At 75.2% G+C, this 18,791-nt stretch carries 15 protein-coding genes; 7 read left to right on the top strand and 8 right to left on the bottom strand.

Annotated elements, in window-relative coordinates:
• Position 1: 1 nt before the first annotated feature.
• On the bottom strand, positions 2-2,536 hold the full coding sequence (gene hrpB, locus BM142_RS14940; RefSeq protein ID WP_254790980.1) for an ATP-dependent helicase HrpB: 2,535 nt from the start codon (positions 2,534-2,536) through the stop codon (positions 2-4).
• A gap of 90 nt (positions 2,537-2,626) precedes the next feature.
• Here hrpB and BM142_RS14945 point away from each other — a divergent pair, with 90 nt between their 5' ends.
• The 5 genes from BM142_RS14945 to BM142_RS14965 all read left to right on the top strand — a co-directional run bounded on the left by BM142_RS14945 (position 2,627) and on the right by BM142_RS14965 (position 9,580).
• Entirely contained in the window at positions 2,627-5,260 is a 2,634-nt protein-coding gene (locus tag BM142_RS14945) for an EAL domain-containing protein (RefSeq protein ID WP_092200327.1), read from the top strand.
• Between the two features lie 32 nt (positions 5,261-5,292).
• Positions 5,293-6,336: a TIGR03885 family FMN-dependent LLM class oxidoreductase gene (locus BM142_RS14950; RefSeq protein ID WP_092200330.1), complete on the top strand. Its 1,044-nt coding sequence runs from the start codon at positions 5,293-5,295 to the stop codon at positions 6,334-6,336.
• Complete coding sequence (locus BM142_RS14955; RefSeq protein ID WP_092200333.1) at positions 6,333-8,003, top strand: alpha-amylase family protein; 1,671 nt, start codon at positions 6,333-6,335, stop codon at positions 8,001-8,003. The genes BM142_RS14950 and BM142_RS14955 overlap by 4 nt, the downstream gene beginning before the upstream one ends.
• 173 nt (positions 8,004-8,176) lie before the next feature.
• The gene (locus BM142_RS14960; protein WP_217640732.1) at positions 8,177-8,887 is read left to right on the top strand and encodes an HNH endonuclease family protein; all 711 of its coding nucleotides are present in this window, start codon (positions 8,177-8,179) and stop codon (positions 8,885-8,887) included.
• 108 nt (positions 8,888-8,995) lie between these two features.
• A complete protein-coding gene (locus BM142_RS14965; protein ID WP_092200336.1) occupies positions 8,996-9,580 on the top strand; it encodes a hypothetical protein in 585 nt (194 codons plus the stop codon).
• 21 nt (positions 9,581-9,601) lie between these two features.
• Here the strand turns inward: BM142_RS14965 and BM142_RS14970 are convergent, their stop codons facing one another.
• The 3 genes from BM142_RS14970 to BM142_RS14980 form a co-directional block, all read right to left on the bottom strand.
• A complete protein-coding gene (locus tag BM142_RS14970) occupies positions 9,602-10,372 on the bottom strand; it encodes a sulfite exporter TauE/SafE family protein (RefSeq protein WP_092200339.1) in 771 nt (256 codons plus the stop codon).
• Entirely contained in the window at positions 10,369-11,139 is a 771-nt protein-coding gene (locus BM142_RS14975) for a sulfite exporter TauE/SafE family protein (protein WP_092200342.1), read from the bottom strand. Before BM142_RS14975 ends, BM142_RS14970 begins: the two co-directional genes overlap by 4 nt.
• 92 nt (positions 11,140-11,231) lie before the next feature.
• The gene (locus BM142_RS14980) at positions 11,232-13,784 is read right to left on the bottom strand and encodes a DEAD/DEAH box helicase (RefSeq protein ID WP_092200345.1); all 2,553 of its coding nucleotides are present in this window, start codon (positions 13,782-13,784) and stop codon (positions 11,232-11,234) included.
• A 301-nt stretch (positions 13,785-14,085) separates the two neighbouring features.
• Here BM142_RS14980 and BM142_RS14985 point away from each other — a divergent pair, with 301 nt between their 5' ends.
• Positions 14,086-14,943 (top strand): SDR family oxidoreductase, encoded by an 858-nt coding sequence (locus tag BM142_RS14985; RefSeq protein ID WP_254790982.1) that lies wholly within the window; start codon positions 14,086-14,088, stop codon positions 14,941-14,943.
• Positions 14,944-15,023: 80 nt separating this feature from the next.
• Here BM142_RS14985 and mmuM read toward each other — a convergent pair whose 3' ends face one another.
• Entirely contained in the window at positions 15,024-15,920 is an 897-nt protein-coding gene (gene mmuM / locus BM142_RS14990; protein ID WP_254790983.1) for a homocysteine S-methyltransferase, read from the bottom strand.
• Positions 15,921-15,976: 56 nt separating this feature from the next.
• On the opposite strand from mmuM, the gene arfB reads away from it, so the two are divergent.
• A complete protein-coding gene (arfB, locus tag BM142_RS14995; RefSeq protein ID WP_092200516.1) occupies positions 15,977-16,417 on the top strand; it encodes an alternative ribosome rescue aminoacyl-tRNA hydrolase ArfB in 441 nt (146 codons plus the stop codon).
• On the opposite strand, the gene BM142_RS15000 is transcribed toward arfB, so the two are convergent.
• The 3 genes from BM142_RS15000 to BM142_RS15010 all read right to left on the bottom strand — a co-directional run bounded on the left by BM142_RS15000 (position 16,414) and on the right by BM142_RS15010 (position 18,730).
• Positions 16,414-17,622 (bottom strand): RNA polymerase sigma factor, encoded by a 1,209-nt coding sequence (locus BM142_RS15000; RefSeq protein WP_092200351.1) that lies wholly within the window; start codon positions 17,620-17,622, stop codon positions 16,414-16,416. The two genes, arfB and BM142_RS15000, sit on opposite strands and share 4 nt — an antisense overlap.
• A 4-nt stretch (positions 17,623-17,626) precedes the next feature.
• Positions 17,627-17,980 (bottom strand): YciI family protein, encoded by a 354-nt coding sequence (locus BM142_RS15005; RefSeq protein ID WP_092200354.1) that lies wholly within the window; start codon positions 17,978-17,980, stop codon positions 17,627-17,629.
• An 81-nt stretch (positions 17,981-18,061) separates the two neighbouring features.
• Complete coding sequence (locus BM142_RS15010) at positions 18,062-18,730, bottom strand: GNAT family N-acetyltransferase (protein ID WP_092200357.1); 669 nt, start codon at positions 18,728-18,730, stop codon at positions 18,062-18,064.
• Positions 18,731-18,791: the final 61 nt, after the last annotated feature.

An 18,791-nucleotide genomic window follows, 5' to 3' on the forward strand; every position in this document is an offset into this window, starting at 1 on the left:
CTCAGGGGCGGGGGCGCGACCGTGACGTCGCTCGCTTCGTCGCCGGCGCGGTCGCCGGGTCCTCCGGCCAGGGGTGGCGGGGATAGCGGCCGCGCAGCTCGCTGCGGACGGCGGGGTACCCGGTTACCCAGAACCCGGCCAGGTCGGCGGTGGTCGCGACGACCCGCTGTGCGGGGGACAGCAGCTGCAGCCGCAGCGGGCGGCCGGCGACGCGGGGTGCCTGCGGCCAGCCGAACACCTCCTGGACCCGGACGGAGAGGGTGGGGACCGCCGGATCGGTGTAGTCCACCCGGATCCGCGAGCCGGTGGGCACCGGAACGTGGTCGGGCACGACGGCGTCGAGGTCGCCGGCCAGCTGCCAGGGCACGAGCGCCCGCAGCGCCGCGACGACGTCCAGCCGGGCCAGCTCGGCGCGGCTGCGGGCGCCGGAGACGTCGATGGCCGCGAGCAGGGCCTCGTCGTCCACGGCCGGCCACGGCTCCCCGAGCCCGTCGCGCGCGGCCGCCAGGCGGGCGCGCAGCCGGCTGCCGGCCGGCGTCCAGTGCAGCAGGCCCAGCCCCTCCTGGCGCAGGCCCTCGGCCACCGCGGCGCGCACGCCGGCCGGGTCCGGGTCCGGCAGCGGGCGTTCGGCCAGCACGATCGCGCCGAGCCGCTCGACCCGCGCGCTGCGCACGTCGCCGTCGCGCCAGGACACCTCGTCGCCGTCGGTGTGCAGCGGGCCGCCGGCCTCCAGGGCGGTGGCCTCGTCGATCGCCACGGCCGAGCGGATGCGGGCGTCGCGGCGTCCGGGGGACCGGTCGGCGACGGCGACGGCCAGCCACGGTGCACCGGCCAGCGCCGTCCCGGGGGCGAGCTCGGCCCCGGTGCCGGCGGCCATGAGGTAGGTCGCGGTGCCGCCCGGCCGTCGCCGGGCCAGCCGTTCGGGATGGGCCAGCCCCACCACCAGGCCGGCCACCGTGTCGTCGGGAAGAGTGCCGTCGGGAGGCCCGGCGTCGGGAGGGCCGGCGCCGTCCCCGGCCGGCCGCTCGAGCCGGGCGACCTCGTCCCGCCACCGGGCGGTCGCGCCGCGGTCGGTGCCCGCGCGCAGGCCCCGCCAGGCGGCGACGAGGTCGTCGCCGCGGACGGGGAGGTCCGCGGACAGCAGGGCGACCACCTCGGCGGCGCGCCGGCGGCCGACCAGCGGGGTGCCGTCGAGCAGCGCGCGGGCCAGTCGCGGGTGCACGCCGGCCGCGGTCAGCGCACGGCCCCGGGCGGTCACCCGGCCGTCGCCGTCGACCGCACCGAGGGTCTGCAGCGTCCGGACGGCGACCAGCAGGGCGGCCGGCGGGGGAGCGTCCAGCAGGCCGAGGCCCCGCCCGCCCGGCGCGCCCCAGCAGGCGAGCTCCAGGGCGAACGCGGTGAGGTCGGCGGTGGCGACCTCCGGCTCCTCGTGCGCGGGGAGCCGGTCGTGCTCGGCGGCGGTCCAGCAGCGGTAGACCGCCCCCGGTCCCTCCCGGCCGGCCCGGCCGGCGCGCTGGGTGACCGAGGCCCGGGAGGCCCGGACGGTGACCAGCGAGCCCAGGCCGCGGGACAGGTCGGCGCGCGGCACCCGGGAGAGCCCCGCGTCGACGACGACCCGGACACCGGGCACGGTCAGGCTGCTCTCGGCGAGGGCGGTGGCCAGGACGACGCGACGACGGGGCCCGGGTTGCAGCGCGGCGTCCTGCGCCCGGGCCGGCAGCCGGCCGTGCAGCGGCAGGACGTCGGCGTCGACGCCGTGCAGGGAGCCGGCCACGGTGCCGATCTCCCCGGCGCCGGGCAGGAAGACCAGGACGTCCCCGGATCGCTCGGCCAGCGCGCGGCGGACGGTCGCGGCCACGTGCGCGAGCAGCCGCGGGTCGACGCGCAGGCCGTGGGGTGGGTCGACCGGGCCGGGCGGCGGGGTCCAGACGACGTCGACGGCGTGCTGCGCCCCCGTGGCCTCGACGACGGGTGCGGGCCTCCCGGCCCCGCCCAGCAGGGCGGCCAGCCGCTGCGCCTGGGCCGTCGCCGACATCGCGAGCAGCCGGAGGTCGGGACGCAGCGCCGCCCGCACATCGAGGCAGAAGGCCAGCGCCAGGTCGGTGTCCAGGTGGCGTTCGTGGCACTCGTCCAGGACCACGGCCGCCACGCCGGCCAGCTCCGGATCGGCCTGCAGCCGGCGGACCAGCAGCCCGGTGGTGACCACCTCGACGCGGGTGCCGGCGCTGCGCCGGCGCTCGCCCCGCACGCTGTACCCGATCCGGCCGCCGACGGGCTCGCCCAGCAGCGCGGCCATCCGGCGGGCGGCCGCCCGCGCGGCGACCCGGCGCGGCTCGGCCACGACGACGCGGCCGGGGAGGTCCCCGGCCAGCGCCAGGGGGACGAGGGTCGTCTTCCCAGTGCCGGGCGGGGCCACGAGCACGGCCGCGCCGGAGGAGGACAGTGCCCCGGCCAGCCCGGGCAGGGCGGAGCGCACCGGGAGGTCGGTCCCCGGTCTCCCCGGCGGTGGCAGCACGGGGCCCAGTGTCGCGGTCACCCGTCGGAGGGGTGCGCACCACCCGCCGGCTCCAGCGGCGGAGCCGGGCGCCCGACACAAGGGGGGACGACCACGGACAGGGCGGTACCCATGGGCGAGCGAGCCCCGCGAGGACCGAGCCGGCCGGCGCGCACGCGCGGCTGGTTCGTCGTCGTGCTCGCCGCCCTGGCCGGGCACCTGCTCCTCGCCGGCACGGGAGCGTCCGACGGGATCTACTTCCTCGTCGTCGTCGGCGCGGCCGCCGCGTCGTGGTTCCTGGTCGGGACCGGGGCGGGTCGCACGTCCGGGGTGCTGCTCGCCCTGGGGCTGACCGCGAACGCCGGCGCCGACCTGGTGTGGCAGGTGCTGGTCTGGCGGGGCGTCGACGTGGACGTGTCGGCCGCCGAGGTGCTCTACCTCACCAGCTACGTCCTGGTCGCCGCCGCACTCACCCGCATGGCGGACGCGACGGGCCGGCCGGCCCGCGCCCGCGTCGATGGCTGGATCGACGCCGTCATCGTCTTCGTCGCCGTGCTCCTGCTCATGGGGGAGCTCACCCTCGCCGACACGCTGGCCGATGCTTCGCAGCCCTGGGTCGTCCGCGTCACGTGGGCGCTGTACCCCGCCCTGGACGCCGCGCTGATCGCGCTGGTCTTCCGGCTCGTCGCCGGCTCGGGGCGCTACGACCGCCGGGCTCTCGCGGTGGCAGCGGGCGCGGTGTGCTGGCTGGCGTCGGACGTGGGGTACCTGCTCACCGCCGATCCGGAGGCGCCACCCGTCCTGCTCGAGTCCGGCTGGATGCTCGGCGCCGTCCTGCTCGCCGTGGCGAGTCGCCGGCGGCCCGACCGGCCGGTCCCGCGGGACCGGCCCGAGAGCGGTGGCCTGGCCCGCCTCGCGGTGTGCCTGGGGGCGCTGCTCGTGCCCGCCACCATCGAGCTCGTCCACGACCTCACCGACGGGGCGGAGTCCCCGCTGTCGATGTTCGGCGCGACGCTGGTCCTGGTCCTCCTCGTCTTCCTGCGCACCGCCCGGCTGCTGCAGGCGGAGTCCGCGGCCCGCGCGCTGGTGCGCTCCCAGGCCCGCTACAGCGCCGCCCTCGCCGCGCACTCCTCCGACGCGGTGATCGTCGTCGACCGGCTCGGCCGGCTGCAGAGCGATCCCGCGCCGCTGGCCGCGCTGCTCGGCGCGGACCTCGCGGCCGACCTGGCGGTCTCCGCCCTGCTCGCGGGCGCCGGCCTCGACGCCGTGGAAGGCCGGATGGCCTTCCGCCGCGCGCTGGACGCCGGGGGCGCCGTCGTGAGCGCCGAGCTGCCCCGCCGGACCGCGGACGGGGAACGCTGGCTCGGGGTCCGCCTGGTCGACCTCTCCGACGACCCGGACGTGCGCGGTGTCGTCATCCACGCCACGGACATCACCGAGCGCAAGCGCGCCGAGCAGACCCTGGCCCACCAGGCCTTCCACGACGGCCTGACCGGGCTGGCGAACCGGGCGCTGTTCACCGACCGGGTGGAGCAGGCCCTCCGGCACAACGCCCGGCACGGCGACACCGCCGCCGTCGTCTACATCGACCTCGACGGCTTCAAGGCGGTCAACGACAGCCTGGGCCACCAGGCCGGGGACCGGCTCCTGCAGAAGGTCGCCGAGCGCCTGGCAGCCACCGTGCGCGGCGGCGACACCCTGGCGCGGCTGGGCGGCGACGAGTTCGCCATCCTCGTCGAGCAGACCACCGGTGCGGCCGAGGCCTCCGCCGCCGGCGAACGGGTGCTCGCGGCCCTGGAGGGCCCCATCCGGATCGGACGCCAGTCGGTCACGGTCTCGGGCAGCATCGGCATCGCGGTCAGCGACGGCGAGGCGACCAGCGACTCCATGATCCGCGACGCCGACAACGCCATGTACGCCGCCAAGGCCGCCGGGCGTGGCCGGGTCGTGGTCTTCGACCCCGCGATGCGCGCGGCCGCCGTGGAGCAGCGGGAACTGGAGCGGGAGCTGCAGGGGGCGCTGGCCGGGGGGCAGCTGCGACTGGTCTACCAGCCCGTCATCGACCTCGCCGACGAGGCGGTGGTGGGGTTCGAGGCACTGCTGCGCTGGCGCTCACCCGCTCTCGGCAGCATCCCGCCGGACCGCTTCGTCCCGCTCGCCGAGGACCTCGGGCTGATCGGGGAGATCGGCTCGTGGGTGCTCCGGGAGGCCTGCACCACCGCGGCCGCCTGGCGCCGGCAGGACCCGGCCGCGGACCTGACGATCGCGGTCAACGTCTCGGCGGTGCAGCTGGCCTCGCCCGACCTCGTCGGCCATCTCGCCGAGGCGCTGCGGGTGAGCGGGCTGCCGGCGTCCGCGCTGGTGCTCGAGGTGACCGAGACCGCCCTCGTGCGCGACCCGGACGCCGCCGCCGACCAGCTGGCCGCCCTGCGGGCACTCGGGGTGCGCCTGGCGCTGGACGACTTCGGTACCGGCTACTCGTCGCTGAGCTACCTGCGCCAGTTCACCGTCGACATCCTGAAGATCGACCGCTCGTTCATCTCGACCATCCAGGGCGCCGCGCTCCCGCCGATCGTCCGCGGTCTGATCGACCTGGGCCGCACCCTGGACCTGGAGATCGTCGCCGAGGGGGTGGAGCTGGAGGTCCAGCGCGACCAGCTGCGCAACGCCCGCTGCGATCTCGCGCAGGGCTACCTGTTCGCCGCCCCGCTCGAGCAGGCCGACGCCGGGGCGCTCCTCGGGCGCCGTCCGGCGCCCTTGAGGTAGCCGCCGGGGCCGGACCTGGGTAGGCATGACGGATGCCGGTCCTGGGATTCCACAACTCGCACGAGCAGGTCCACCCCGCCGAGCTGCTGCGTGCGGTCCAGCACGCCGAGGAGGTGGGCTTCACCGCGGCGATGAGCTCCGACCACTTCTCGCCCTGGAGCGAGCGACAGGGCCAGTCGGGATTCGGCTGGTCCTTCCTCGGGGCCGCACTGGCGACCACGTCCCTGCCGTTCGGTGCGGTCAACGCGCCCGGCCAGCGCTACCACCCCGCGATCGTCGCCCAGGCGATCGCCACGCTCGGCGCGATGTTCCCGGGACGGTTCTGGGTCGCCCTGGGCAGCGGGGAGGCGTCCAACGAGCACATCACCGGGCAGGGATGGCCGCGGAAGGAACTGCGGGACGCCCGGCTGCGGGAGTGCGTCGACGTGATCCGCGCGATGCTGGCCGGCGAGGAGGTCAGCCACGACGGCCTGGTCACCGTCGACCGGGCCCGGATCTGGACCCTGCCGGAGATCCAGCCGGCGCTGGTCTGCCCGGCGGTCAGCGTGGCCACGGCCCGCGCCGGCGCGGACTGGGCCGACGGCCTGGTCACCGTCAACCAGCCGCACGACAAGCTCCGGGAGATGATCGCCGCCTACCGGGACGCCGGCGGGCGGGGAAAGCTGGCCATCCAGGTGCACCTCTCCTGGGACCCGGACCCCGACCGGGCCGTCGCCATCGCCTACGACCAGTGGCGCAGCAACGTCTTCCCGCCGCCGATCTGCTGGGACCTGGACCACGTGGCGGCCTTCGACGTCGTCAGCGAGAAGGTCACGCCCGAGGACGTCGCGGAGGTGGTCAACGTCTCCGCGGACTTCGGGCAGCACACCGCCTGGCTGGCCGAGTACGCCGACCTGGGCTTCGACGAGATCTACCTCCACCACGTGGGCCAGGAGCAGCGCGCGTTCCTCGACGCGTTCGGCGAGCACGTCCTGCCGCAGCTCGGGGTCACCGCCCCGGAGCCGGCGGTCGCCATCGACCCACCGGGACCGGCCGGGAACCGTCGTCCGGACCTCGACCCGGTGCCGGCGCCGTGAGGATCACCGACACCAGCGATCTCTGGTGGAAGAACGCCGTCGTCTACTGCCTCGACGTCGAGACCTACATGGACTGGAACGGCGACGGCATCGGCGACTTCGAGGGGCTCGCCCAGCGCATCGACCACTTGGCCGACCTCGGTGTCACCTGCCTGTGGCTGATGCCCTTCTACCCGACCGCCGAGCGCGACGACGGCTACGACATCACCGACTTCTACGGCGTGGACCCGCGGCTGGGCACCCACGGCGACCTGGTCGAGGTGATCCGGACGGCCCAGGACCGTGGCATGCGGGTGATCGCCGACCTGGTCGTCAACCACACCTCCCGCAAGCACCCGTGGTTCCGGTCGGCCGAGGCGTCGAAGGAGTCGCCGTACCGCGACTACTACGTCTGGCGCTCGGACCCGCCGCCGGACACCTCCGGCCAGGTCGTCTTCCCCGACCAGGAGAACAGCATCTGGACGCTGTCGGAGAAGACGGGGGAGTGGTACCTGCACAAGTTCTACAAGGAGCAGCCCGACCTGGACGTGACCAACCCGAAGGTCCGGGACGAGGTCGCCAAGGTGATGGGCTTCTGGCTGCAGCTGGGTCTGGACGGGTTCCGGGTGGACGCCGTCCCGTTCTTCCTGGAGACCGCCGGTGCCGACGGCGACGCACTGCCCCGGCCGCACGACTACCTGCGGAGCCTGCGTTCGCTGGTCAGCCGGCGCTCCGGCGCCGGCGTGCTGCTGGGCGAGGTGAACCTGCCCTTCGAGCAGCAGCTGGAGTTCTTCGGCGGCACCGACGGCGACGAGCTGACCATGCAGTTCGACTTCAACGGCATGCAGGCCCTCTACCTCTCCCTCGCCCGCGCCGACGCCTCGCCGCTGGCCGCCTCCCTGGCGCAGCGCCCGGAACTGCACCCGGACTCGCAGTGGGCCACGTTCGTGCGCAACCACGACGAGCTCACCCTCGACAAGCTCACCGACGACGAACGCGCCGAGGTCTTCGCCGCGTTCGGACCCGAGGAGCGCATGCAGGTCTACGGCCGCGGGCTTCGCCGCCGGCTGCCGCCGATGCTGGACGGCGATCCGCGACGGGTGCGGATGGTCTACAGCCTGCTGTTCTCGCTGCCCGGCACCCCGGTGCTGTTCTACGGCGAGGAGATCGGCATGGGGGAGGACCTCGACGCCGAGGGCCGGCTCGCCGTCCGGACGCCGATGCAGTGGACGTCCGGCCGCAACGGGGGCTTCTCGGCCGCCGCACCCGGGAAGCTGCCCGGCCCGGTCGTGGACGGCGGCTTCTCCCCGGAGTACGTCAACGTCGCCGACCAGCGCAACGACCCGGACTCGCTGCTGTCGTTCATGAAGCTGCTGATCCGCCGGTACCGCGAGTCGCCGGAGCTGGGCTGGGGCGGTTTCCAGGTGCTGGAGCACCCGTGCCCGGAGGTGCTGGCGCACCTGTGCACCTGGGACGACGGTGCGCTGGTGGCCCTGCACAACCTCTCACCCGAACCGCGGACGGTGCCGATCCGGCTCGAGCGCTGCGACTCCTCGCACCGGCTGGTCGACCTGCTGGAGCGGGGTAGCACGCCGGTCGGTGACGACGGGACCGTGGAGCTCCCGCTCGGCGGCTACGGGTACCGCTGGCTGCGGGTCGTCGCCCAGGACAGCCGCCGGCTGGTGTGAGGACCCCAGAAGGACCCCGTCCTCCCCACCGCTCGCACGCTCGCGGCGGTGCCCTGGACGCGGCCGCTCGGCACTCGCTCCGCTCGCGCCGGGTCCCTGCGACGGGGCCGCTCCAGCACGTCGCCAGGGTGTCGGTCCGGGGAACCGGGGGCGGGCGCTCGTAGCGTCCGGGGGTGCCCCGCTCCGCTGTCGTCGTCCTGCTCGCCGTCCTGCTCGCGCTGACCGGATGCGAGTTCGAGTGGGAGATCGAGTCCGGCCCGCCCGAGCCGGCGGCGTCGGTGGGGCAGGGCGACGTCCCCGCGGGAACGCTCGACCCGGTCGCGGCATCGACGGCGCTGGCGGCGCTGCCGGTCGCGGAGAAGACCGCGCTCGACGGCTACGAGCGCGGCTGCGGCGAGGGCGAGGGGTGCGTGTTCGGGCCGGCCTGGTCCGACGTCGACCGCAACGGCTGCGACCAGCGCAACGACGTGCTGCACCGCGACCTCACCGACATCGAGGTCCGCGAGGGGACCCGGGGCTGCGTGGTTATCGCCGGGCTGCTCGAGGATCCCTACACCGGGCAGCCGGTCGTGTTCGAGAAGGCCGACGCCGCCCAGGTGCCCGTCGACCACGTCGTCCCGCTCGCCGCCGCGTGGGTGCAGGGGGCCGACGCATGGTCGGATGCGCAGCGGGAGGTCTTCGCCAACGACCTGGGCAACCTGCTGGCCACGACCCGGGCGGAGAACTCGTCGAAGGGCGACTCGACGGCCGACGAGTGGGTGCCGCCCGACCCCGCGTACGGCTGCTCCTACGCGACCGTGGTCATCACGGTGAAGTCGACCTACGCGCTCTCGGTGACCCCGGCCGAGTGGGATGCGCTGCGGTCGCTGCTCGCCACCTGCTGAGCTCGCGGTCCGACCGGCGCGGCATCACGCTGCGTGAGCGGGTCGTCGGGGCGGCGTCCCGTGTGCCCGGGACGGCTGCGCCTAGCGTGACGGGTGAGGTGATCAGTCATGAGTGAACGCAACGGAAGCCCGACCGCCGGCACGGGGACCGCCGAGATCCCGGTCGTCCGTCCCGCCGCGCCCGCATCCGCATCTCCGGAGCCGACGCCGCCGCCGCCCGCCGAGCCGGGCGATGCGGCCACGGCCGGCGACCGGTCGGCCGACGACCGGTCCCCGGAGGAGGACGACGTCGTCCCCGGCATGCAGCCCACGGCGCCGGTGACCGTCCGGCCGCGGCCGCGGATGCCGCGGCGCGGCCCGCTGACCGTGATGGGCCCGTGGGCGCCGGTGGCCGGGGGGCTGCTCGGCCTCGTGCTGGGTGCGATCGCCGTGCTGGTGCTCGCCGGGACCGCGGAGAGCTTCGAGGACCGGCTCGCCCTCGTGTTCGTCGTGGTGGGGCTGGGCATGCTCGGCAGCGCGGGCGTGCTGCTGGCCGACGAGGTGCGGATGATGCGCCAGCGTTCCCGGGATGCCGTCGTCCGGCCGCAGTGGGTGGAGGCCACGGCCGGCCTGGTCAACGGGCTGACGCCGGCCCGCCTGCTGCTCCTGGGCAGCGGGTTCGTGCTCTTCCTGGCGGCCTTCGTCAGCCGGTGACGGGCCGGGCGCCCGCCGGCGTCAGCCGCCGAACGCCTGGATCGCCAGGTGGACGGCGAGGCCGAGGCCGGCGACGGCGATGACCCGGCGCAGGCCCGCCTGCGGGGCGCGGCGGACCACGGTGGGGCCGATCCGTCCGCCGATCAGGCAGCCGATCGCCAGCGGCAGCACCGCTGACCACGCGACCGACGTGAACAGCACGTAGCCGAGGGCCGCGACGGCGTTGGCGACCCCGAGGACGACGTTCTTCATCGCGTTGCCACGGGGGAGGCCCTCGCCGGTGCTCAGCAGGTAGTACGCCAGCAGCAGGACGCCGGCGGCCGCGCCGAAGTAGCCCCCGTAGATGGCGACCGCGAACGTACCCAGCGGCAGCCACCACGGGTCGCCGGCGCCGGCGTGCTGCCGCGCCCCCTCGAGGGCGAGCTCCCGCGGGGGGCGCTGGACGAGGATCGCCGCGGACGCCCCGGCGATCAGGAACGGCACGATCCGCTCGAAGGCCGCCGACGGGGTGAGCAGCAGCAGGACGGCTCCGGCGACACCGCCGAGCACGGCCGCCCCGGCCAGCGGGAGCAGGCGGCGGGCCTGCCCGCGGAGCTCCGGCCGCGAGGCGCTGACCGAGCCGACGCTGTTGAGCACGAGGGCGACGGTGTTGGAGACGTTCGCGGTGATGGGCGGCAGGCCCGTGGCCAGCAGCGCGGGGTAGCTGATCAGCGAGGCGAGGCCGGCGATGCTGCCGGTCAGCCCCGCCCCGACGCCGGCGAGGACCAGGAAGCCGAACTCCCAGACGTTCACCCGGTCACCAGCACGACGATGGCGACGACGCCGAGGACGACGATGGCCCCCCGCAGGACCGCCGCCGGGAGACGCCGGCCGTAGCGCGAGCTGACCGCCCCGCCGACGAGGGAACCCGCGGCCAGCAGCCCGGCGGCCGCCCAGTCGATGCGGTCGGCGGCGACCACGACGTAGGCGCCGGCGGCGACGGCGTTCACCGTGAGGGTGAGGACGTTCTTCAGGGCGTTGAGCCGCTGCAGGGACTCGCGCAGCAGGAGCCCGAAGATGCCGATCTGCAGGACGCCCTGGCTGGCGGCGAAGTAGCCCCCGTAGGTGCCCGTGGCGTACGCGCCGGCGAAGAGTGCGGCGAGCCGCCCGCCGGTGACGGGGGCCGACGGGCCGCCGCGGGCGGGGAGCCTGCGCTGCACCAGCGGCTGGAGGGCGACGAGCACGACGGCGAGGCCGATGAGCACCGGGACGACCGCCTCGAAGGTGGCCGCGGGCAGGTGCAGGAGGAGGAAGGCGCCGGTGAGCGCCCCCAGGATCGACGCGGGCATCAGCCGCAGGAGCAGCCGGCGCTGGCCGCGCAGCTCCCGCCGGTAGCCGATCGAGCCGCTCAGGTTGCCGGCGACCAGGCCCAGGGAGTTGCTGATCGTGGCCGGCACGGGCGGCAGGCCAACGGCCAGCAGCACCGGGAAGCTGACCAGGGTGCCCGACCCGACGACGGCGTTGATGCCCCCTGCGCCGAACCCGGCCGCGGCCACCGCGACCATCTCCCACCCGGTCATGCGTTCATCGGCGTCGAGCCTGGCACGCTGCGGCCCTGGTCCGCCGCGTGTCGAGGGTGGATCCGCTCACACCGGGCGCCGCCCGGTCCGCGTCAGTCCTTGCGGCCGGCGTCGACGACGCGCAGCACGGCGGTGCCCTCCTCGTCGGAGGCCTCGAGGTCCACCTCGACGTCGATGCCCCAGTCGTGGTCGCCGGCCGGGTCGTCGAGGATCTGCCGCACCCGCCAGAGGCCCGGCTCGTCCTTGTCGACGATCAGCAGCGCCGGACCGCGGGCGTCGGCGCCGGTCTGCACCTCGTCGTGCTCGGCGAAGTAGGCCCGGACGACGGTCTCCCAGCGGTCGGCGTCCCAGCCCGAGCCGGAGTCCAGCTCGCCCAGGTCGTACCAGCGGCGCCGGGCGAACAGCTCGACCCGGCGGAACAGGGCGTTGCGCACCATCGCGGTGAACGCGCGCACGTTGCCGGTGAGCGGGCGCGGCCGCGCCGGGACGGCGACCTCGGCGACCGGCCCGTCGTCGGGGTTCGTCAGCGCCTCCCACTCGTCCAGCAGGCTGGAGTCCACCTGGCGGACCAGCTCGCCCAGCCACTCGACGACGTCGGTGACCTCCTCGGTGCGCGCGGCGGCCGGCACCCCCGAGCGCAGCGCCTTGAACGCGTCGGACAGGTAGCGCAGCACCGCGCCCTCCGACCGGGTCAGCCCGTAGGTGTTCACGAACTCCCGGAAGGTGAACGCCCGCTCCCACATCTCGCGGACCACGGACTTCGGTGACAGCGCCCCGTCCGCGGCCCACGGGTTGGTCTGCCGGTAGACCTCGAAGGCGTGCGCGAGGACCTCCTCCAGCGGCTTCGGGTAGCTGACCTCCTCGAGCAGCTCCATCCGCTCGTCGTACTCGATGCCCTCGGCCTTCATCTGCGCCACGGCCTCGCCCTTGGCCTTGTTCAGCTGCGCGGCCAGGATCTGCCGGGGGTCGTCGAGGGTGGCCTCGATGACGCTCACCACGTCCAGCGCGTAGCTCTCCGACTCCGGGTCCAGCAGGTCGATGGCCGCCAGCGCGAACGTCGACAGCGGCTGGTTGAGGGCGAAGTCCGGCGGCAGGTCGATCTTCAGGTCGTAGCGGCGTCCGTCCGGCTCCGGCTCGGGCAGCCGCTCCAGGACGCCGGCCTGCAGCAGCGACCGGGCGATGCCGATCGCCTCGCGGATGTGCTGGAGCTGCCGCTTCCGCGGCTCGTGGTTGTCGGTGAGCAGCCGCCGCATGGCCTGGACGGGGTCGCCCGGGCGGTCGACGACGTCGAGGATCATCGACGTCGACACCCGCATGTTGCTGGTCAGCTTCTCCGGCTCGCCCTCGACCAGCCGGTTCATCGTCGCCTCGCTCCACGGCACCATGCCGTCGGGCACCTTCTTGCGCACCAGCTTGCGGCGCTTCTTCGGGTCGTCGGCGACCTTGGCGAACTGCTTGAGGTTCTCCACCTCGTGCTCGGGCGCCTGGACGACCACGGTGCCCGCGGTGTCGTACCCCGCGCGTCCGGCCCGGCCGGCGATCTGGTGGAACTCGCGCACCTGCAGCAGCCGGGTGCGGGTGCCGTCGTACTTCGACAGCGCGCTGAACACCACGGTGCGGATCGGCACGTTGATGCCGACGCCGAGCGTGTCGGTGCCGCAGATGACCTTGAGCAGGCCGGCCTGGGCCAGCTGCTCGACCAGCCGCCGGTACTTGGGCAGCATCCCGGCGTGGTGCACGCCGATGCCGTGCCGGACCAGCCGCGACAGCGTCGTCCCGAAGGCGGAGGAGAACCGGAAGCCGCCGATCAGGTCGGCGATCGCGGCCTTCTGCTCCTTGCTCGCCACGTTGACGCTCATCAGCGCCTGCGCCCGCTCCAGCGCCGAGGCCTGGGTGAAGTGGACGACGTAGACCGGCGCCTGCTGGGTGTCCAGCAGGTCCTGGATGGTCTCGTGCATCGGCGTCGTCGCGTAGTAGTGGTGCAGCGGCACCGGGCGCTCGGCGTTGGCGACCAGCGCGGTGGGCCGGCCGGTGCGGCGGGTCAGGTCCTCGCGCAGCGAGGTGACGTCGCCCAGGGTGGCGCTCATCAGCAGGAACTGGGCCTTCGGCAGCTCCAGCAGCGGCACCTGCCACGCCCAGCCGCGGTCGGGGTCGCCGTAGAAGTGGAACTCGTCCATGACCACGAGCCCGATGTCGGCCTCGCTGCCCTCGCGCAGCGCGATGTTGGCCAGCACCTCGGCGGTGCAGGCGATGATCGGCGCCCCGGCGTTGACGCTGGCGTCCCCGGTGAGCATGCCGACGTTGGCCGCGCCGAAGACGCCGCAGAGCGCGAAGAACTTCTCGCTGACCAGCGCCTTGATCGGGGCGGTGTAGTAGCTGCGCCGGCCGGCGGCCAGGGCGGCGTACTGGGCGCCGGTGGCCACCAGCGACTTGCCGGAGCCGGTCGGGGTGGCCAGGACGACGTTCGCGCCGCTGACCAGCTCGATCAGCGCCTCCTCCTGGGCGGGGTAGAGCGTCGTCCCGCTGCTCTCGGCCCACTGCGCGAACGAGGCGAACAGCTCGTCGGCGTCGTCCCCCAGCGCGCGCAGGGTGGAGAGATCGGCGGCGTCGGCGAGGAGGGGAGGGGCGGTCAGGGAGGAGGACATCGTCCCCCCAGCCTGCCAGGCCCCGTCCGGGATCAGGTGACCTGATCGTCGAGCGTCCTCCCGCACGGTGCGCGGTGGGGGAGGACGCTCCGCGGTGAGGGAGGACGTCGTCGGGCCCCAGGGAGGACGTCGTCGCGCCGCAGGGAGGACGTCGTCGCGCCGTGGGAGGACGTCGTCGCACGGCAGGGAGGACGTCGTCGTCGCGCCCCGCGGGCCCACGTGTCGGCGGGCGGCGCCGGGGTAGGCGGACGGCGACGTCGAACAGTGGCGCCGAGCCCCAGCGCACCGCAGGAGGATCCCCGTGTCAGAGCCCCGCCCCGAGTCCCAGCCCGCGCAGCAGCAGACCCCGCCCGGCACTCTCGGGGAGATGCGCCCGAAGCCCGACCACGGGGAGGAGAGCTACCGCGGCTCCGGGAAGCTGACCGGCAAGGTGGCAGTGATCACCGGCGGCGACAGCGGGATCGGCCGGGCCGTGGCGATCGCCTTCGCCCGCGAGGGCGCCGACGTGCTGATCTCCTACCTCAGCGAGCAGGAGGACGCGAAGGACACCGCGCGCTACGTCGAGGAGGCCGGCCGCCGGTGCGTGCTGGTGCCCGGTGACATCTCCGACCGCGCGCACTGCGCGACGATCGTCCCGAAGGCCATCGAGGAGTTCGGCCGGATCGACGTGCTGGTCAACAACGCCGCCTTCCAGATGAGCCACGACTCGCTGGAGGAGATCTCCGACGAGGAGTGGGACCACACGCTGGCCACGAACCTGTCGGCGATGTTCACCCTGTGCAAGGCCGCTATCCCGCACATGCAGGCGGGGGCCTCGATCATCAACTCCTCCTCGGTGAACTCCGACAACCCGAGCCCGAACCTCATCGCCTACGCGATGACCAAGGCCGGCATCGCCAACTTCACCGCCAGCCTCGCCCAGCTCTACGGGGAGAAGGGCATCCGGGCCAACAGCGTGGCGCCCGGGCCGGTCTGGACGCCGCTGATCCCCTCCACCATGCCCGAGGAGAAGGTGGAGAGCTTCGGCGGCAACACCCCGCTGGGCCGGGCCGGCCAGCCCGCCGAGCTCGCCCCGGTCTACGTGCTGCTGGCCAGCGACGAGGCCTCCTACGTCTCCGGCGCCCGGGTCGCGGTCACCGGCGGCCGCCCGATCCTCTGAGTGCCGCCGGGATCAGCTGACCTGATCATCGAGCGTCCTCCCTCACGTCCGGCGCTGAGGGAGGACGCTCCACGATCAGGTCAGCTGATCGTCGCGGCCAGGATGGCGATGTCGGCCGGCCGGACCCGGCAGCAGCCGCCGACCAGCCGGGCGCCGGCGGTCACCCACCCGGGCACGTGCTCCGGGGAGACCCCGGGGCTGCCGGTCCAGCACCGGGCCGCGGCGTCCCAGGCCTCGCCGCTGTTCGGGTACACGACGACCGGCGTGCCGGCCGCGGCCGCCGCGGTGATGCCGGGGGCGACGGCTGCCGGTGCGGTGCAGTTGATCCCCACGGCCAGCACGACCGGCAGACCCGCGGCCATGGCGAAGACGTCGGCCGCCGGCTCCCCCCGCCGGGTCCGGGCGACGCCGTCGTCGTCCACGACCGTGGTGAGGGAGAGCCAGATCGGCACGTCGAGCGCCTCGGCCTCGGTGAGCAGCGCCTCGGCCTCCGCGGCGGCGGGGACGGTCTCGCAGGCGAGGACGTCGGCCCCGGCCTCGGCGAGCAGCTCCATCCGCGGCCGGTGGAAGGCGCGCAGTGCGGCGATGCCCACGTCGGGGACGTAGCCGCCGGTGTACTCCGAGCCGTCGGCCAGCATCGCGCCGTACGGGCCGACCGAGCCCGCGACCCACCCGTCGCCCTGCCCCTCGCGGGCCAGCGCCACCGACGAGGCGATCAGCCGGCGGGCCTCCGTCGCGTCGATGCCCGTGGCCGCGAACCCCTCGATCGTGGCCTGGTAGCTGGCGGTCGTGGCCACCTGCGCCCCCGCCGCGGCGAACGCGGCGTGCGCGGCCACGACCGCCGCCGGGTCCTCGCGCAGCAGCCGGGCCGACCACAGCGCGGAGGAGACGTCGTGCCCGCGCGCCTCCAGCTCGGTGGACAGCCCGCCGTCGAGGACCACCGGGCCGGCGGCGAGCGCGTCGGCGAGGGGGAGCATGCCGTCGATCATCCCGCGTACCGGGCGGCGGGGGGTCGGTGCGCGAGACTGTGTCCGTGCCCGGCATCGACGACGCCTCCGGTGACCTCCCGGTCACCGCGTCCGTCGTCGTCCCCGCATCCGCCCTGAGCTGGCGGTTCTCCCGGTCGTCCGGCCCCGGGGGGCAGGGGGTCAACACCGCCGACTCGCGCGTCGAGCTGTCGATCTCGCCCCTGGAGCTGGCTGGGCTCACCGATCCGCAGCGGGCCCGCCTGGCCGCGCGGCTGGGTCCCCGCCTGGTGGGCGGCGTCCTGACGATCGCCGCCAGCGAGCACCGCCAGCAGCTGCGCAACCGGCAGGCGGCGCGGGAACGGCTCGCCGCCGTGCTGCGGGCCGCCCTCGCGCCGCCGGCGCCCGGCCGGCGGCGGACCAAGCCCACCCGCGGCTCGAAGGAGCGCCGGATCGAGGCGAAGAAGCAGCGCGGCCAGCTGAAGAAGCAGCGCCGCTCCTGGGACTAGCCGAGCCGCGCCCGGCGCCCCCGCAGGAATGCCCGGTCGGCCGCGTTGCCGGCCAGCGCCAGCGCCTCGTCGTAGGCGGCGCGGGCCTCCTCCGCCCGGCCCAGCCGGCGCAGCAGGTCGGCGAGGACCGCGGGCAGCAGGTGGTGCCGCGGCAGGTCCAGGTCCGCCACGAGTGCCAGACCCGCGGCCGGCCCGTCGACCTCGGCCACCGCCACGGCGCGGTGCAGCGCCACGACCGGGCTGGGCGCGACCGCCATCAGCTGGTCGTACAGCGCGACGACCTGCCGCCAGTCGGTGTCGGCCGCGGTGGCCGCAGCGCTGTGCACGGCAGTGATCGCGGCCTGGATCTGGTACGGACCTGGCTGGTTGCGGCGCAGGCACTCCCGCACCAGGGTCTGCCCCTCGGCGATCAGCGCGCGGTCCCAGCGCGCGCGGTCCTGGTCGGCCAGCAGGACGAGCTCACCGGACGGGCCGACGCGGGCGGGCCGCCGCGCCTCGGTCAGGAGCATCAGCGCCAGCAGCCCGCTCACCTCCGGCTCGTCGGGCATCAGCTCCGCCAGCAGCCGCCCCAGCCGGATCGCCTCGGCGCACAGGTCCTCGCGCACCACCCGGTCGCCGGACGAGGCGCTGTGCCCCTCGGTGAACACCAGGTAGACGACGGCCAGCACCGCGCGCAGCCGGTCGGGCAGCTCCGCCTCGGTCGGCACCCGGTAGGGCACGCGGGCGGCGCGGATCTTGGCCTTCGCCCGCACCAGCCGCTGCGCCATCGTCGGCTCGGGCACGAGGAAGGCGGCCGCGACCTCGGCGGTGGTCAGCCCGCCGAGCAGGCGCAGGGTCAGGGCCACCTGGGCGGCCGTCGACAGCGCCGGGTGGCAGCAGGTGAAGATCAGTCGGAGCCGGTCGTCCGGCACGCTGCCTCCCTCCTGCGGTGCGTCGTCCGCCCGCAGCAGGGCGGCCTTGCGGGAGCGGTCGGCGCGGGTGCTCTCTCGGCGCAGCCGGTCGATGGCCCGATTGCGCGCAGTGGTGACGATCCAGCCGGCCGGGCTGGGCGGGGCGCCGTCGGTCGGCCAGCGCCGGACCGCGGTCAGGAACGCCTCCTGCACCGCCTCCTCGGCGGCGTCGATGTCGCCGAGGAGGCGGACCAGGACGGCGACCGCCCGCCCGTAGTGCTCGCGGAAGACCCGCTCGACGTCCGGTGCCGGCACCGGCTCAGGCGGAGGTGTCGTAGAAGGGGCGGACCTCGATCGGGATGGTCGTGGCCAGCGCCAGCCTGCGGCCCCACGCCAGCGCGGCGTCGAGGTCCGGGACGTCGATGACCGAGAAGCCCCCGACGTGCTCCTTGCCCTCGGCGAACGGCCCGTCCACGACCAGGACGTCGCCGTCCCGCGGCCGGAGGGTGGTCGCGGTGGCCGGCGGGTGCAGGCCGCCGCCGAACACCCAGATCCCGGCGTCGTGCATCTCCCGGTGGACGACGTCGACGTCCTTCATGATCTGTTCCAGCTGACCCGGCGCGAGCCCGGGGCCGGTGCTGGGCTCGACGACGGTCATCAGGTAGTTCGGCATCGCGTTCCTCCTCGGGTCGGCGCCGGCCTCGCGCCGGTCACTCACCCTCTGTACGAACGGCCGCCGCCCGGATCGACGGGTTCAGCCGACGAATCTGGGCTGAGGTTGCCGCACGAGCACCCACAGCGGGAGCTCGTCGTCCGCCGTCCGGAACTCGGCCGTGACCTCGAAGCCGAAGCCGCGCAGGAAGCGGACGTTGGCCCACGAGTACACGGCCGCGGCGGCCAGCACCCGGTCGGTGTCGCAGCGCACCAGCGCCGGCGCCAGGACGGCGGCGGCCAGGCCGCGGCGGCGCGAGCTCGGGCGCACCGCCAGGTGCCGCAGCCACCAGTGCGGTTCCTGCGGCCGTGCCGCCTCCACGCGGGCGGCGGTGTCGCGGACGGCGCCGATGCGGTGCGCGGAGAGGTAGGGCAGCTCACCCGTCAGCGCCGCGCGGACGTCGGCGGGCAGGGGAGTGGTGCCCTCGGCGCCCGGCGGCGGCTCCCAGACGGCGACGGCGTCGACCTCGTCGGTGACCCAGGCCGTGCCGGTGCCCACCCCGCGGTGGCCGGCGTCGAGCTCGGCGAAGCGGGTCAGCCGCTGGATCCGCCCGTCGTCGGGCAGCGCCCACCGGGCCCAGCGGGAGGCACCGAGGGCGATGGTGAGCGTCGCCGCGATGCGGGGGACGTCGCGCTGTTCGGCCCGCCGGACGTCGGGCCCCTCCTCGTCCGGGTCGTCGATCCGCTGGATCGTCGGGCCGGGAGGAGTCACCCCGGCATTCGACCACGGCCGGGCCGCACACCCGGCCCGAGGCCCCGGTGAGGACGACGGA

Origin of the sequence: Blastococcus tunisiensis, from assembly GCF_900112815.1 — a bacterium.
GTDB lineage: Bacteria > Actinomycetota > Actinomycetes > Mycobacteriales > Geodermatophilaceae > Blastococcus_B > Blastococcus_B tunisiensis.

Coding starts and splice junctions, on each gene's coding strand:
- BM142_RS14975 (WP_092200342.1), bottom strand. CDS start 11,139: ATGACCGGGTGGGAGATGGTCGCGGTGGCCGCGGCCGGGTTCGGCGCA.
- BM142_RS15005 (WP_092200354.1), bottom strand. CDS start 17,980: ATGCCGAACTACCTGATGACCGTCGTCGAGCCCAGCACCGGCCCCGGG.
- BM142_RS14945 (WP_092200327.1), top strand. CDS start 2,627: ATGGGCGAGCGAGCCCCGCGAGGACCGAGCCGGCCGGCGCGCACGCGC.
- BM142_RS14950 (WP_092200330.1), top strand. CDS start 5,293: ATGCCGGTCCTGGGATTCCACAACTCGCACGAGCAGGTCCACCCCGCC.
- BM142_RS14980 (WP_092200345.1), bottom strand. CDS start 13,784: ATGTCCTCCTCCCTGACCGCCCCTCCCCTCCTCGCCGACGCCGCCGAT.
- BM142_RS14965 (WP_092200336.1), top strand. CDS start 8,996: ATGAGTGAACGCAACGGAAGCCCGACCGCCGGCACGGGGACCGCCGAG.
- mmuM (WP_254790983.1), bottom strand. CDS start 15,920: ATGCTCCCCCTCGCCGACGCGCTCGCCGCCGGCCCGGTGGTCCTCGAC.